This window comes from Dermacoccus sp. NHGro5, assembly GCF_017565385.1.
Classification (GTDB): domain Bacteria; phylum Actinomycetota; class Actinomycetes; order Actinomycetales; family Dermatophilaceae; genus Dermacoccus; species Dermacoccus nishinomiyaensis.
Window position 1 is genome coordinate 28,825 of record NZ_JAGEKQ010000041.1, and the last position, 15,787, is coordinate 44,611.

Sequence of the window (15,787 nt, forward strand, 5' to 3'; positions counted from 1 at the left end):
GTGCTCGGGTGGGCACTCAGCCCACGAGCGCCTTCTTGACCAGGGCCGGGTCGGGGTTGGTGTGGGGACGGCCGTCGATGACGACGGTGGGCACGACCTCGTTGCCGTCATTGACCATCGCGACGAACTCGCGAGCCTCCTCGTCCTCCCAGATGTTGCGCCACGTCGCGCGCGTGCCGTCGGCGCCCAGCGCGCGCTCGAGGCGGGTGCAGAACGGGCAACCCGGCCGCCAGTAGATCGTCACGTCACTCATCGTCAGGTTCCTTCGTCGTGGTGTCGGCCGGTGCGGTTCCACCGTCCGTGGTTTCATCGTCCGTGGCGGCGGGCTCCGGATCGACCGGAGCGTGAGCTTCTTCGAGCGCGTCGTCGACGGCAAGCTCGGACACTTCGTCACCCGCTGCGCCTTCGTCGTCGCCCACTCCGTCACCGAGAGCGGCCGCGCCGCCCTCGAGCAGGCGCGTGAACTGGGCCTCGTCGAGGATGCGCAGACCCAGCTCCTCGGCCTTCGTCGCCTTCGACCCCGCGTTCTCGCCGAGCACGACGTAGTCGGTCTTCTTGCTCACGCTGCCGGATGCCTTGCCGCCGCGCGCGATGATCGCCTCCTTGACGCCGTCACGCGTGAAGTTCTCGAGCGAACCGGTCGCGACGATCGTCAGACCGGCGAGGGTCTGCTCTATCGACTCGTCGCGTTCGTCCTCCATGCGCACGCCGCTCGCGGCCCACCCGGCGACGATGTTCTCGTGCCAGTCGACGGCGAACCACTCCTTGATCGAGTGGGCGATGACGGCGCCGACGCCGTCGGTCGCGGCGAGCGTCGCCTCGTCGGCGTCACGGAGTGCGTCGATCGAACCGAACTGGGTCGCGAGCGCGCGCGCCGCCGTCGGGCCGACGTGTCGGATCGACAGGGCGACGATGACGCGCCACAACGGTTGCGTCTTGGCGACTTCGAGGTTGGCGAGCAGTTTCTCCCCCGTCGCCGAGACGATGCGTCCGTCGCGCACCTTGGCCTCCGGGTCGCTCTTTTTCGCGACGCGCGTGTAGAGGGGCACCCGGGCGAGGTCGTCGTAGGTGAGGTCGAACAGGGTGGATTCGTCCGTCAGCACCCCCGATTCGAGCAGCGAGATGGCGCCCTCCCAGCCGAGGGCCTCGATGTCGAAGGCGCCACGGCTCGCGAGCGAGAACAGGCGTTCACGCAACTGGGAGGGACAGGTGCGGCCGTTCGGGCAGCGGATGTCCTTGTTGCCCTCACGTTCGTAGGCGAGCTCAGTGCCGCAGGCCGGGCAGTGCGTCGGCATGACGAACTCCCGCTCGTCGCCCGTGCGCGCCTCGACGACGGGCCCGACGATCTCTGGGATGACGTCGCCCGCCTTGCGCAGCACCACGGTGTCGCCGATCAGCACGCCCTTGCGCTTTACCTCGAACGCGTTGTGCAGCGTCGCCATCGACACCGTCGAGCCGGCGACCTTGACGGGCTGCATCATGCCGAACGGGGTGACGCGGCCGGTACGTCCGACGTTGACCTCGATGTCGAGCAGCTTCGTGTTGACCTCTTCGGGCGGGTACTTGTAGGCGATGGCCCAGCGGGGCGCGCGTGACGTCGCGCCGAGGGCGCGCTGCACCGCGATCTCGTCGACCTTGACGACGACGCCGTCGATCTCGTGCGTGACGGAGTGCCGGTGCTCCCCGTAGTGGGCGACGAACTTTTGCACCTCGTCCATCGTGTCGAGGACCTTGGCGTAGGGCGACGTCGGCAGCCCCCAGTCGGCGAGCAGTTCATAGGCCTCGCTCTGGCGGGTGATGTCGAACCCGGTGCGCGCGCCGATGCCGTGGACCAGCATCCGCAGCGGCCGCTTGGCCGTCTTCGCCGGGTCCTTCTGTCGCAGCGAGCCCGCCGCCGCGTTGCGCGGGTTGGCGAACGGCGACTTGCCTTCTTCGACGAGCGAGGCGTTGAACGCCTCGAACTCCTTGACCGGGAAGAACACCTCACCGCGGATCTCGACGAGCTGAGGTAGGTCGTCGCCGTGCAGTTCGAGCGGGATGCCCTGGATCGTGCGGACGTTGAGCGTGACGTCCTCGCCCGTGCGCCCGTCGCCGCGCGTCACGCCGCGCACGAGCTTGCCGTTCTCGTAGAGCAGGTTGATGGCGAGCCCGTCGATCTTCAGCTCGCACAGGTAGTGGAAGCTCGTGTTGGCCTCGCGCACGACGCGGTCGCCCCATTCCGCGAGTTCCTCCGGGCTGAACGCGTTGTCGAGGCTCAGCATGCGCTCGACGTGGTCGACGGCCGTGAACTCCGTCGAGTACGTGCCCCCCACTCGCTGCGTCGGCGACTCCGGCGAACGCAGCTCGGGGTAGCTCTCCTCGATGCCCTGCAGTTCGCGCAACAACTCGTCGTACTCGCCGTCGCTGATCGTCGGCGCATCCTTCACGTAGTACGCGAACTGGTGGCCGTCGATCTGCTCGGTCAGTTCCGCAGCGCGGTGGCGCACCGCGTCGGGTACGTCGGTGCGCAGCGTGTCCGCCTTCGCCTGGCGGCCCTTCCTGGGCGTCGTCTCGCTCACGTGCTCCATCCTGCACCACCGGCACGACAACCCCGGAATTCCGCGGCTGAGGCCACGCGAGGCGGGTGTGCTGCTTGCGTCAGGTTCGACGCTCTCGTCGCCAGGACGAGCTATGGCACCAGATGCGTCGACGACGTCAGCCGACGCTTTCTCGCAGCATCGTGGCCGCTTCGATCGCGAGGCGCTGAATGCGAAGGGCGTCCTTGGGCGGCAGCGTCGCCAGACCACACGCGGGGGTGACGACGAGGCGGTCGAACTCCGCAGCCCCGAATCCGATGCGGTTCCACATCGCGAGAAACCGCTCGACGTGGGCGCGCGGGTGACGCTCGGTCGACGTGGTTGGCACGAGCCCGGCCCACAGCGTCATCCCGCCGTCGATCGCCTCACCCAGGGCGTCGAACTGGGGCTCGGCGACGAGCGTCGTGTCGAGCGCGACACCGTCGAGGCCCGCGCGACGCAGGAGCGCGATCGGCGCGTCGGGCGCGCAGCAGTGCGCCGTCACGCTCGCCCCGCTCGCCCTGACCGCGTCGACGACGTCGCGCAGAACCTCACCGGCCCGCCCCTCGTCGACGGGATGCAGCCGGCGCATGCCGGACAGCGAGCGAATCGAGCCGGCGAGCACGGCGGGCAGGCTCGGTTCGTCGAGCTGGACGACGACATCGGCGCCGGGCACGAGACGTCGCAGGTGCTCGACGTGGCCGACGGCGCCCGCGGCCAGCGACTGTGCCAGATCTCGCGACGCCCCGGCGTCGCTGACGACGCGTTCCCCGCGGGGCAACCACAGCGACGCGGCCAGCGTCCACGGACCGCACACCTGCGTCTTGAGCGGTCCGACATAGCCGTCGTAGGCCTCGGCGACCTCGTCGAGATCCTGTTGCAAGAACCCTTGAGCGCGGCGCAGGTCGCGCCCGCGAGCCGAGCCCGGGGGCGTGAGGCGCCAGCCACTAGGCTGCAGGTCGACCGGCATCTCGACGAGCAGGTCGGCAGCTCGGCCGATCATGTCGGCGCCCGGCCCACGCGCCGGTTGCTCGGGAACGTACGGGATGCCGAAGCCGTCGGGAACATCCCCGACGAGCAGGTCGCGCACCTGCCGCACGGCGTCGCGCGACCCGACGTCGGGCAGCGAACCGACGCCGCTCGTGCGAGGCCCGAGAAGATCTGCCACGGCCTACTCACTCGCCCCCGACGCTCGGGGAACCGTCAGAGCTTGTCGTCGAATCTCCCACCGTAACAACAGAACTCGACTGACGCGGCGCACGTGACGTCGCGGTGATCGTCGCCGACCCGACGACGCGCGTGCCCTCGTACAGCACGACCGACTGCCCCGGCGCCACGCCGCGTGTGCGCGCGTCGAGCCGCACGACGACGCGGTCATCGTCAGCGGTCACGGTCGCAGGAAACTCCTCGCCGTGCGCCCGAAGCTGCGCGCCGAGCCGCACCTCACCGACGGGCGACGGGCCGGGCCAGCGGGCGTGCGAGCCTTCGATGACGTCGACGCCGAGCAGATCGGCCGTTCCGACGACGACGGTGTTCGTCTTCGGCTGGACGTCGACGACGTACCGCTTCGCGTGGTCGTCGCGCGGCACCTTGAGTCCGAGCCCGCGACGCTGACCGACGGTGTACGCGTAGGCGCCCTCGTGCCGGCCGACGACCTCACCGTCGGTGTCGACGATGTCGCCGGGCTTCTCACCGAGCCGCTTCGTCAGCCACGCCTTGGTGTCGCCGTCGGCGATGAAGCAGATGTCGTGGCTGTCGGGCTTGTTCGCCACGTAGAAGCCTTTGGCCGCGGCCTCCTCACGAATCTGCGGCTTCGTCGTGTCGCCGAGCGGGAAGAACGAGTGCGCGAGCTGCTCGGCGTCGAGCACCCCGAGGACGTACGACTGGTCCTTCGCCATGTCGACGGCCCGATGCAGCTCCTTGCCGTTCGGGCCCTCGACGATCTGCGCATAGTGACCGGTCGCGACGGCGTCGAAACCGAGCGCGAGCGCCTTGTCGAGCAGCGCCGCGAACTTGATCTTCTCGTTGCAGCGCAGACACGGGTTGGGGGTACGTCCGGCTTCGTACTCGGCGACGAAATCCTCGACGACATCGGCCTTGAACCGCTCGGCCATGTCCCACACGTAGAACGGGATGCCGAGGCGATCAGCGACGCGGCGCGCGTCACCGGCGTCCTCGATCGTGCAGCAGCCGCGAGCGCTCTCGCGCAGCGTGGCAGCGGACTGGGACAACGCGAGGTGGACCCCGACGACGTCGTGGCCCGCCTCGAGCATGCGCAAGGCGGCCACGGCGGAATCGACTCCACCGCTCATCGCGGCGACGACGCGCATCACGACACCTTCCTGGTAGCTTCCTGGGCTCTGCGGGCGCGTTCGGCGACGGCCGGCAGCGCCTCCAGAAAGGCGTCAACGTCGGCCTGCGTCGAGGTATGCCCGAGGGTGAGGCGCAATGCGCCGCGCGCTCGTTCCTCGGGGATGCCCATGGCGAGCAGGACGTGGCTGGGACGCGGCACGCCGGCCTGGCACGCCGAGCCCGTCGAGCACTCGACGCCCGCGGCGTCGAGCAGGTAGAGCATCGAGTCGCCGTCACAACCGGGAACACGCAGGTGGGCGTTGCCGGGGAGCCGTGACGTGCTGTCGCCGCGCGTCCAGGCGCCGCTGATCTCGATACCGAGGTCGAGCGCGAGGGCGCCGTCGATGAGGGCGTCACGCAGGCCGACGAGACGCGCGGCCTCATCTTCGCGTGCGGCACAGGCGAGTTCGACGGCGATGGCCAAGCCCCGGATGCCGGCGACGTCGAGCGTTCCGCTACGCACCTGACGCTCCTGGCCGCCGCCGTGGGTCAGCGGGTCGAGCTTCGCGTCGCGGGCGAGCAGCAGCGCTCCGACGCCTTGTGGCCCGCCGAGCTTGTGGCCGGTGAGCGCGAGCATCGTCGTGTTCGATGCGGCGAAGTCGACGTCGACGTGGCCGATCGCCTGCACCGCGTCGGTGTGGAACGGGATCGCGAACTCCGCGCAGACGGCACCGATCTCGGCGATGGGCTGCACGGTGCCGACCTCGTTGTTCGCCCACATGACGCTGACGAGCGCGACGGTCTGCGGCCCACCGTCAGCCTCGATCGCGGCACGGACGGCTGCTGCCGTGATGACACCGTCGCTCGTGGGTTCGACCCAGGTGACGGCCGCACCCTCGTGCGCGACGAGCGCCTCGACGGCGTCGAGGACGGCGTGGTGCTCGATGCCACTGACGACGAGCCGGCGCCGCGCGTCATCGATGCGGCGCGTCGCGCGGTAGGTGCCCTTGATGGCCATGTTGTCGCTCTCGGTGCCGCCGGAGGTGAAGATGACCTCCGACGGACGCGCCCCCAGAGCCGCTGCGATCCGCTCGCGCGACTCCTCGACGACGCCGCGCGCATTGCGGCCACTCGTATGCAGGCTGGACGCATTGCCCACGATTGCCATCTGTTTCGCCATCGCGTCGATCACCTCGGGGTGGATCGGCGAGGTGGCAGCATGGTCGAGATACACGCGATTCGGCACCCGCCAAGCTTAGTCCCGCCCGCCGACAGCGCCATGTCGCGCCCGATGAGCCTGGTGAACGCCTGGCGCGCAGGCCCGGTGTGGTCCCTGGAAATTCGGATGCATGCGGCGGACCTCACGGGTCACACTGACGGCGATGACCACCTCACCTGAATCCTCAGTCGGCCTCCACGACGCCATCACGACCGCTGCCCTGCGCGACGTCCACCCCCGATTGCGCGACTGGTACGACGAACCGACGCTGGCCACGAACATGCGGGCCCACCTCGCCGAAGGTGCCGAGTGGGTCGGAGACGAGGAGTTCGGCGCCGCCTACCGCGACGGCGTCGCCGTCATCGACGTGCCCGATGCCGTCGACTGGGCCAATCGCCTCCTCACCCTGCCCTGCGGTGGCTGGGCCGTCACCGGGATCCGGTTTCGAGGTCGCGACCTCACCAAGCCGTTCGTGGAGATCGCGGCGCACGACGTCGGCGACGCGTCGTCGGGCGATCACTGGCACGCCATGGCCGACGAGATCGCGCGGGCCTACGCCCCGTTCGCGCCCGGGAGGCTCCAGGTCTTCACGTCGTCGCCGGACTCGGCGCGCGTTTCCCTTGAAGCCTTCGGGTTTCAGACAGAGGTGGACACCTACCTCGTGGCCGGTCTCATTCGCGAGTTGCGAGAGCGTCCTCGGAGCACGAGGTTCGACGACGTGACCCTCGCGCCCATCTCGGCATCGGGCGCGTGGCGGCTCGCGGAGCGGGTCCACGACGATCTGGCGGAACAGAACCCCGAGACGCGTCTGTGGTCCACGCCCCAGACCCCGGAGGAATTCGACGAACACGCCGCGGCGGGAACGCTCTTCGGCATCCACCTCGCCGGCCGACTCGTCGGGATCATCGCCGCCTTTCGCTGGAACGCCCATGGCATGACGGGATTCACCGTCGCCGAGAACGTCATCGACGCGCCGCACCGCGGCCAAAAGCTCGCCCCCGCTGCGATGCAGCACCTCTTCGAGATGCTGCCGGCCGCCGACGGCGACGTGCTGTGGGGCACCATCCACCCCGACAACACACCGTCACTGCACAACGCGTTGCGCGTCGGCCGCGAGACAGTCGGGGCTCACCTATGGCTCACGCCGGCGGGGTGGCCCGGCTGGTGACGCCGCCCCGACATCACCCTGCGCTCTCAGCATCGGGTGCCGGGATGTTGCGTACGGCATCTGAGAACGTCCCAACGGCTGCCGCGAGCAACAACAGGACGGCCACGCCCCCGGCGAGCGCCTCGAAGCCTGCCCAGTCGAGCACCAGACCGGACAATGCTTGCGCGCTGGAGCTGAACACGAGAGAAGCGAGGCCCGCGGCCGTCAGCACGCGTCCCCGCAGCTCGTCCGGAATGAGGCCGAGCAGGTAGGGCTGCGCCGCCACAGCGACGGTGGGCACGGGCATGAAGAGAAAGAGTGCGAGACCCACCATCCACCTGAAACTATGCGTGACGGCGAGAACGCTGGCGATCACCGCCATGGTGAGCATGGCTCCTGCTATGAGTTCACGAGCTGGCCAGCGTCCCATGACCCGGTGGGCGAGCATCCCGCCCAGCACGAGGCCGATTCCAGCGACGCCGTCCACCACACCCACACGCCAGGCGCCCTGACCCGTTGCCTGCAGGTGCAGGTTGAGCCCGATGGCGAGTGAGATGACCGCGCAGTTCCCGATGAGCCCGAGTAGCAGGAGCGTCTGGGCCGCGCGCGAACGACGCAGCCACCCGAACCCTGCGAACAGCGCGGCATGCAGAGGCTCGGTGGGCCGCTCGCGGTCGAGTGTGCCGAGGCGGCGCGGCAAGCGCGTCGTGAATGCCCACTCCATTGCCGAGAGCACCACGTTGGACATGAACGGCACTACCGGCGCGATGCCGTAGAGCACACCACCGAGGGGCGGGCCGAGGGTGGCGATCACCGCGTCCCTCGTCTGCATGCGCGCGACGGCCTCTCCTAATTCATCCTCCTCGACGAGGTCAGGCAGAACGGTGTGGCGCACCGAGCCCAGTGCCCCACTGCACGCGCCTTGGATGACGGCCAGCGCTGCGAGCAGCCCGAGACTCAGCACGTCGGTGACGATGAAGGCAGCGAGCACGCCGTAGAGGAGCACCTCTACCCCGGCGTCGAGGAGGAGCAGGCTGCGACGGTCAAGGCGATCCGAGATCAGCCCGCCCGGTAGCACGGTGACGATCTGAGTGGCGGTGCGCAATGCACCCACCAGCGCCGCGGCCCTGACGTCGTGCGTCACGGAGTAGGCGAGGAGCGTCCAGCCAAGCATCGCCAAAGACGTGCCCAGCTGCGACACGGTCTCGCCCGCGAACCACAGGGAAAAAGCAGACCGACCTTTGGTAATCGTCATAGAACAGCTTCCCCGAGGACACTTTTGCAGACATCGATCGACAGTCTTCTCAGCGACAGGTCGAGGGCGCCAAGCCCATGCTCAGCCCCCCATACTCCGCGAGCCGTATGCGCAGGGGAGGACGTTCCCAAATCCAAGCGGCGGCCCAGCTGCGCGCGGTTGGCGGCGAGCCACGCCTGCGCGCTCGACGCATCGAGAGTTCTCAGCAAACCCGCCAAGCCGGCGTGCCACCCGAGACTGTGACTGTAAACGGGTCGAGAAAGACGATTTCGGAACATATCCAGACCGTGACTCACGCGGCGCCCGCCCACCTCAAGAGCTTTGGCGGCAAGAAGGAGGCCAGCAGCTCCCTCGACGAGATGAGGACTGCGCGCATCTGCCTGAGCGATAGATGGGAGTGAGTCTTGACTCACATTCAACATAGTCAAGCGACGCGAGACGTGGCGCGTACAGGCGTCCAAAACATCATCCTCGAGCCGGCCAACGATCGGTGGGATTGCCGGAAGTAGAGAGCAGACAATCTTCTCTTCACTCTGATCCTCGAAACATGTATTTTCCAACCAGAAGCCGGCAGCCCCTCGGAACTGCCCCAGTAGTCCCACATGGGCACCCCACCCCACGACGCGAGCCCCACCGCTCCAAATCAGTGATCCGACTCGGTCTGGATCAGAAGCGAGCTGATCACTGAGAAACAGGTCTTACTCGGGTGCCCTTCAGCGCGTCGACAGTCGGCGCGGACTCGATGGACTGCATTTCAATCGGTTGTATGGTGCTCTCCCAGAGTTTACACAATGTCAACTCTGGGAGGCTTGACTTCCTTGAATATACTCGTAGAACTTTTCAAAGTTCGCTTTATGAGGCAGCCAGTACTCGCGGTCGGCAGCGAAGCACGGTTCGCTGATCGTCGGACCCCCGCCGCGCGAGGCAGACCCCGGCAAGGATGAGTCAACGCTCGACGCCCCCGGTGTCGCACGTGTCGACGATCAGGCGCCTCGCGTTCTGGAAGGTGCAGCGACGACCAGCGAGTACTCCCCCGGCGACGAGGGTGGATCATGTCCCAACAGCGATCAGCAACCCACCGGATGATGCCGCACCGGCGGCCCAGGACGGACCAAACGGCTCGCGGGCAACGGTTGGTCTGACGAAGGCGCCCGGCCTCCCTGATGGGAAGCCGGGCGCCTTCGAGGCGTGAGAGGTGCGTCAGGTCAGTTCTTGGCCTTCGCGACGGCCTCGGTGGCCTGCGGCAGCACGTTGAACAGGTCGCCGACGACGCCGAAGTCGACGAGCTCGAAGATCGGCGCCTCCTCGTCCTTGTTGACGGCGACGATCGTCTTGGACGTCTGCATACCGGCGCGGTGCTGGATGGCACCGGAGATGCCGGCGGCGACGTACAGCTGCGGCGAGACCTGCTTGCCCGTCTGGCCGACCTGGTTGGTGTGCGGGTACCAGCCAGCGTCGACGGCGGCGCGCGAGGCACCGACAGCCGCACCGAGCGAGTCGGCGAACGCCTCGACGGGCGAGAAGTCACCGTTCGTGCCGCGACCACCGGAGACGACGATGCGCGCCTCGCTGAGCTCGGGACGACCCGACTTCTGCTTCTCCTTGCGGTCGGTGATCTGGGCGCTCTTCGCCGCGTCCGAGACAGACACGGTGACGGCGACCGGAGCAGCCTGCGACTGCGACGCCTGCGGCGTCGCCGAGTTCGGCTTCACCGTGATGATCGACATCGGCGTCGTGGCCTGTGCCTTGAGCGTCCAGGAACCGGCGAACACGGACTGCGTCGTCACCGGCGCACCACCGTCGCCGGCCTCGACGTTGACGGCGTCCGTCGTCAGACCCGAGTTGGTCTTGACGGCGAGGCGCGCCGCGGCCTCGTTGTTCGTGCCCGACGAGGGCAGCAGGACGGCGGCCGGCGAGGCCTGCTCGACGACGGCGGCGAGCGCCTCGGCGAGCGGGGCCGGGTGACCGTCGACCTCGGCGGAGTCGATGACGTAGACCTTCTCGGCGCCGAACTGCGCGAGACGCGGGCGTGCGGCGTCGACGTTCGAACCGACGAAGACGGCCGACGGCGTGCCGAGGCTGCGCGCGAGCGTCAGCAACTCAGCGGTGACCTTGCGGACCTGGCCATCGACGTGGTCGACCAGGACGAGAACTTCAGCCATGGTGTGTTTCTCCTCAGTCAGAAAGTGTCGGTGGCGATCAGATGAGCTTGGCGCCGGAGAGGAATTCGACGAGCTTCGTGCCGCCGTCGCCCTCGTCGGTGACGATCTCGCCCTGCTCGCGCGGGGGGCGCTTCGTCGTGTCGAGCACCTTGGTGGCCGCGGCGTCGAGACCGACCTGGCCGGCGTCGACACCGAGGTCGGCGAGGCTCATCTCCTCGACCGGCTTCTTCTTGGCCGCCATGATGCCCTTGAAGGACGGGTAGCGCGGCTCGTTGATCTGGTCGGTCACCGACACGACTGCCGGCAGCGACGCGACGACCGTCTCGGAGGCGACGTCGGAGTCACGACGACCCGTCGCCTGAGCGCCGGAGACCTCGAGGGTCGAGACCTGCGTGAGCTGCGGCAGGCCGAGGCGCTCGGCGACCATGGCCGGGATGACACTCATGCCGCCGTCGGTCGAGGCGAGACCGAACATCACGATGTCGGGCTGGCCGACCTTCTTGACGGCCTCGGCGATGACGAGCGACGTCGCGAGGGCGTCGGAGCCGGCGATGGCGTCGTCGCTGATGTGGATGCCCTTATCGGCGCCCATCTGCAGCGCCTTCTTGACTGCTTCGGCTGCGTCGGCGGGGCCGACGGTCAGCGCCGTCACCTCGCCGCCTTCGGACTCGACGATCTTGAGTGCTTCTTCGACCGCGTACTCGTCGAGCTCCGACAGGAGGCCGTCGACGTTCTCGCGGTCGGTGGTGTTGTCCTCGGAGAAGCCGCGCTCGCCCTGGGCGTCGGGCACGTGCTTGACACAGACGACGATGTTCATGCGTCTACCGTCCTTTTCGTAGGAGCTTGTCCGTCCGAGATTACGTTACCCGTCGGTAACGTCGGCGTCGAGCCCTCGCACGGATCGTGGATGTGAGGAAGTGAATCAGCCGTGCGTCAGCTTGACGACGAGCAGACCGATCAACGTCAGCGCGACGATGATCCAGGGCAGCAGACGGTTGACGAGAGTCGAGGCGGCACCCGTCTCCCCCTGTGTGAAGTCGGCCTTGCGGCCGAGGAGCGTGTCGACGATCGCGGCCGCGATCGCGATGACGAGGCCGACGACGAACCAGATCGTGGGGTTCGCGCCCCACACCTTGTCGACGTCGCGCACCATGCCGGTCCAGCCCAGCAGGGCGAAGAACATGCCGACGAGCCCGGCCAGGGCCAGCACGATGGCGCGCGTGCGCGCCTGGCCCGCCTCGCGGGCGGTCAAGGGCGATGACACGGGGTAGTCCTTTCCGTAGGCGACGGGATCTCCGAAGATCTCGCGTGCCGTCTTGTTCTGGCGGATGCAGGCGTCGTCGACGTCGCCGAGGGCGTCGTCACGCTGCGCGGGGGTCGCGCCCCGATCGGCGAGAGCCGCCAGGAACGGCTCCTGCCAATCGGGTTCGACCTTCCACTGCTTGATCATGCTCAGCGGCCTTCGAACTGCGCCTTGCCCGGCCCCTGCTCGACGAACGAACGCATGCCGATCTCGCGGTCCTTCGTGGCGAACAGGCCGGTGAACAGCTGCGACTCGATGGCGAGCCCCGTCGCGAGGTCGCCGTCGAGGCCACGGTTGATGGCCTCCTTCGCGGCGCGCAGGGCGACACGCGGGCCGTTGACGAACGGCTTGACCTTCGCGAGCGCCGCCTCGTACGTCGTGCCGGGCTCGACGAGTTCGTCGACGAGACCGATCTCCAGCGCCTCGTCAGCCTTGACGAAGCGACCGGAGAAGACGATGTCCTTCGCCTTCGACGGCCCGACGAGACGAGCGAGCCGCTGCGTGCCGCCCGCACCCGGGATGACGCCGAGCAGAATCTCGGGCTGGCCGAGCGTCGCGTCGTTCGCGGCGATGCGGAAGTCCGCCGTCATGGCGAGTTCGCAGCCGCCGCCGAGGGCGTACCCCTCGATGGCGGCGACCGTCGGGAACGGCAGCTCGGCGAGCGCGCGGAACGCGTTCTGCAGCTTCGTGCCACGTTCGACCATGTCGACGTAGTCGAGCTGCTGCATCTCCTTGATGTCGGCGCCAGCCGCGAACACCTTGTCTCCACCGGTGATGATGGCGGCGCGCACGCCGGCGTCGTCGAGCAGGTCGGCCGCGACACGCGCGAGCGAATCCTGGATCTCCGCGTCGAGCGGGTTCATCTTGGGTCGATCGATGCGGATGGTGGCGACACCGTCCGTCACATCCAGCTTGACCCACTGGCCGTAGGCGACCTGCTCAGCCATGGCTCAGGCCTGCCCGCCGGCGGGCGCGTCACCCTCGCCGGGCTGCGCGAACGCGGGGACGCCGCCCTCGGCCGCGTGCGGGCCGTCGGAGCTGGCGCTCTGGTGCCACAGCTGCGTCGCCTGCAGGATCATCTGCGTCGTCGACGGCAGCACCATTTCGAGGTCGAGATCCGGCGTCACGAGGTGCTCACCGGAGACGACGACCATGTCGCGCGCGATGCCGACCTTGACGATGTTGAGGCTGAGGGTGACGTCGTTGGCCGCGTTGAGGCGCTTGGTCAGGTCGGACGTGATGTCGTCCGTGATCTGCCACTGACCGAACAGGCGAATCAGAGCGATCTCACCCTCCATGACGCGCACGAAGAGGTTCTGGTCCTCGACGGAGTACATGATGTCGCCGTCGGAGTCGATCTGCGGGTTGAAACCGAAACCGCCGAGGATGCCGACGATCTTGTCCGTGAGGGAGGCCGCGCCGGAGGTGTCGCCGGCGCCCGTGCCGGGCGCCGGAGCGGGCTGGCCGAAGTTGGGCAGAGCTGTGGGATCAGTCATGTGGCCAACCTACCGACTCTTATCCTGGTTCGCATGGCCGACCCGCAACGAGTCTTCGTCCGCACCCCTCGTCCGGGCGTCACGCTCGAGCGGGACGGCGCGATCTTCTGCGTCGTCGCGGCCCACGCGAGCGCAGTCGAACTGTGCCTGTTCGGCACGCAGGATGCCCCGGCGGGCGAGTCGCGCGTTTCGATGACGCGCCTCGACCGCGGCCATTGGGCGGCGTTCGTTCCGGCGGCCGGCCCCGGGACGACATACGGGTACCGCGCGCACGGAGCGTGGGCGCCCGCGGCGGGCCTGCGTCACAACTTCGCGAAGCTGCTGCTCGACCCCTATGCGAGCGCCGTCAGCGCCGAGATGACGTGGCTGCCCGAAGTGTTTGGGCACGTCGTCGACGACGCGTTCGCGGGCGACGCCCGGGTGCGGGACGACCGCGATTCCGCGCCGTTCGTGCCGCGCGGCGTCGTCGTCAGCCACGATTTCGACTGGGGCGGCGACGCCCGCCCCCAGGTGCGTGACGCCGACCGCGTCATCTACGAGGCGCACGTCAAGGGTCTGACGGTGCAGCATCCCGACGTCCCCGAAGAACTGCGCGGCACCTACGCGGGGCTCGCGCACGCGTCGATGACGACGTACCTGCGCGATCTCGGCGTGACGAGCGTCGAACTGCTGCCGGTGCATGCGTTCGTCGACGAACCGCACCTGGTCAAGCTGGGGCTGAACAACTACTGGGGTTATAACACGCTCGGTTTCTTCGCGCCGCACGCGGCGTATGCCCATGCGAGCGATGCGCAGGGGGTCGTCGACGAGGTCAAGTCGATGGTGAGGTCGCTGCACACGGCGGGGCTCGAGGTCATCCTCGACGTCGTCTACAACCACACGTGCGAGCAGGGCGGCCACGAGGGCGCGACGTTGTCGCTGCGCGGACTCGACAATGTGAGCTCCTACCGTCTCGGCGAGCACGGCGAGGACATCGACGTCACCGGCTGCGGCAACACCCTCGACGTGCGCGAACCCGCCGTCATGCGGCTCGTGCTCGATTCCCTGCGGCACTGGGTGAGCGAGTATCACGTCGACGGTTTTCGCTTCGACCTCGCCGTCGCGCTCGGGCGAGCGCCCGGTGATGACTTCGACCCCCGGGCGGCGCTGCTCATGGCGATGCAGGCAGACCCGGTGCTGTCGCAGGTGACGCTGATCGCCGAGCCGTGGGACATCGGCCTCCACGGGTGGCGAACAGGGCAGTTTCCCGCCGGCTTCGCCGAGTGGAACGACCGGTTCCGCAACACGGTGCGTGACTTCTGGCTCGCCGACCTTGCGGCGGCATCACGAGGCGACGGTGGCGGCGGGCAGCACCCCGGCGGCGGGGTGGCGGATCTCGCGACGCGTTTGACCGGGTCGCAGGACCTGGTCGGCGGCCCTCTGCGCCGGCCGCAGGCGTCGATCAACTACGTCACGGCGCACGACGGTTTCACGCTCGCCGACCTGACGGCCTATGAGACGAAGCACAACGAGGCCAACGGGGAAGACAACCGCGACGGCACGAGTGACAACCGGTCGTGGAATCACGGTGTCGAGGGTTGGCCGGGTGACGCGGTCGACGAGTCGGGTGGTGAGCCGACGTCAGACGCCGCCGCCGGGAGCGGCTCGGGTGGTGCGGGCGATGTGGCAGCGGATCTCGCAGCCCGACGACTGCGCTCGATGCGCAACATGCTCGGCACGTTGCTGCTGTCGGCCGGCGTGCCGATGCTGACCGCAGGCGACGAGTTCGCTCGAACGCAGCATGGCAACAACAACGCCTATTGCCAGGATTCGCCGATCGGCTGGGTCGACTGGAATCACTCCCCCGCCCAGCGTGATCTGCTCGCGACGACGCGGCACCTGCTCGCCCTGCGGCGCCGCTTCGGCGTGCTGCGCCATCCCGATTTCTATCCCGGTTCCCGCGCCGTGGCGGGTGAGCCTGACGTGCGCTGGTTCTCCGCGGCCGGGGTCGGGCTGAGTGACGCCGAGTGGACGTGCCCCTCGACGCGCACGCTGCAGGCGTTGTTCGACGGTGGTGACACGGACGACGAGTCGGTCCTGCTCGTCCTGCACGGGGCGCTCGACGCTGCATCGGTGACGTTGCCGCCGTCACCGGACGGGGGCGGCTGGAGCGTCGTGTGGGATTCGGCGCAGCCGCCGCCGCCGCCAGAGGGCCAGTTTGTAGCCGACGGTGGCACGTTCGCCGCCGATGGCCCCTCGATGCTCGTGCTCACGCCGTCGCGCGGCTGAGCTCCCGGAAGGGGTCGAGGAGAAACGCGCTCCAAGAAGCGCGAATCTCCACAACCCCTACCTGTCGTCACGACGACGTCAACCACAGCC

General features: G+C 68.5%; 13 protein-coding genes. 2 read left to right on the plus strand and 11 right to left on the minus strand.

Going from position 1 to position 15,787, the window contains the following annotated elements:
* Positions 1-16: 16 nt before the first annotated feature.
* The 5 genes from J4Z35_RS13300 to J4Z35_RS13320 form a co-directional block, all read right to left on the minus strand.
* Positions 17-253 (minus strand): glutaredoxin domain-containing protein, encoded by a 237-nt coding sequence (locus tag J4Z35_RS13300; RefSeq protein WP_006945997.1) that lies wholly within the window; start codon positions 251-253, stop codon positions 17-19.
* The gene (gene ligA, locus J4Z35_RS13305) at positions 246-2,510 is read right to left on the minus strand and encodes an NAD-dependent DNA ligase LigA (protein WP_243755097.1); all 2,265 of its coding nucleotides are present in this window, start codon (positions 2,508-2,510) and stop codon (positions 246-248) included. Before ligA ends, J4Z35_RS13300 begins: the two co-directional genes overlap by 8 nt.
* A 184-nt stretch (positions 2,511-2,694) precedes the next feature.
* Positions 2,695-3,723, minus strand: a complete 1,029-nt coding sequence (locus tag J4Z35_RS13310) for a methionine synthase (RefSeq protein WP_074040765.1) — start codon at positions 3,721-3,723, stop codon at positions 2,695-2,697.
* A 7-nt stretch (positions 3,724-3,730) separates the two neighbouring features.
* Positions 3,731-4,885, minus strand: a complete 1,155-nt coding sequence (mnmA, locus tag J4Z35_RS13315; RefSeq protein ID WP_074040777.1) for a tRNA 2-thiouridine(34) synthase MnmA — start codon at positions 4,883-4,885, stop codon at positions 3,731-3,733.
* Positions 4,885-6,093, minus strand: a complete 1,209-nt coding sequence (locus J4Z35_RS13320) for a cysteine desulfurase family protein (protein WP_074040764.1) — start codon at positions 6,091-6,093, stop codon at positions 4,885-4,887. Before J4Z35_RS13320 ends, mnmA begins: the two co-directional genes overlap by 1 nt.
* A 136-nt stretch (positions 6,094-6,229) precedes the next feature.
* Here J4Z35_RS13320 and J4Z35_RS13325 point away from each other — a divergent pair, with 136 nt between their 5' ends.
* Positions 6,230-7,234: a GNAT family N-acetyltransferase gene (locus J4Z35_RS13325; protein ID WP_074040763.1), complete on the plus strand. Its 1,005-nt coding sequence runs from the start codon at positions 6,230-6,232 to the stop codon at positions 7,232-7,234.
* A gap of 13 nt (positions 7,235-7,247) precedes the next feature.
* On the opposite strand, the gene J4Z35_RS13330 is transcribed toward J4Z35_RS13325, so the two are convergent.
* The 6 genes from J4Z35_RS13330 to J4Z35_RS13355 all read right to left on the minus strand — a co-directional run bounded on the left by J4Z35_RS13330 (position 7,248) and on the right by J4Z35_RS13355 (position 13,429).
* Entirely contained in the window at positions 7,248-8,468 is a 1,221-nt protein-coding gene (locus J4Z35_RS13330) for an MFS transporter (RefSeq protein WP_074040762.1), read from the minus strand.
* Positions 8,469-9,673: 1,205 nt separating this feature from the next.
* Positions 9,674-10,630, minus strand: a complete 957-nt coding sequence (locus tag J4Z35_RS13335; RefSeq protein WP_074040761.1) for an electron transfer flavoprotein subunit alpha/FixB family protein — start codon at positions 10,628-10,630, stop codon at positions 9,674-9,676.
* A gap of 37 nt (positions 10,631-10,667) precedes the next feature.
* On the minus strand, positions 10,668-11,447 hold the full coding sequence (locus tag J4Z35_RS13340) for an electron transfer flavoprotein subunit beta/FixA family protein (protein ID WP_062257725.1): 780 nt from the start codon (positions 11,445-11,447) through the stop codon (positions 10,668-10,670).
* Positions 11,448-11,552: 105 nt separating this feature from the next.
* Entirely contained in the window at positions 11,553-12,080 is a 528-nt protein-coding gene (locus tag J4Z35_RS13345; protein WP_006945992.1) for a hypothetical protein, read from the minus strand.
* A gap of 2 nt (positions 12,081-12,082) precedes the next feature.
* A complete protein-coding gene (locus J4Z35_RS13350; protein ID WP_074040760.1) occupies positions 12,083-12,880 on the minus strand; it encodes an enoyl-CoA hydratase-related protein in 798 nt (265 codons plus the stop codon).
* Between the two features lie 3 nt (positions 12,881-12,883).
* Positions 12,884-13,429 carry a hypothetical protein gene (locus J4Z35_RS13355; RefSeq protein WP_006945928.1) on the minus strand — a complete coding sequence of 182 codons (546 nt, stop codon included), beginning with the start codon at positions 13,427-13,429 and terminating at the stop codon, positions 12,884-12,886.
* Between the two features lie 33 nt (positions 13,430-13,462).
* Here J4Z35_RS13355 and glgX point away from each other — a divergent pair, with 33 nt between their 5' ends.
* The gene (gene glgX, locus J4Z35_RS13360; protein ID WP_074040759.1) at positions 13,463-15,697 is read left to right on the plus strand and encodes a glycogen debranching protein GlgX; all 2,235 of its coding nucleotides are present in this window, start codon (positions 13,463-13,465) and stop codon (positions 15,695-15,697) included.
* Positions 15,698-15,787 lie beyond the last annotated feature (90 nt).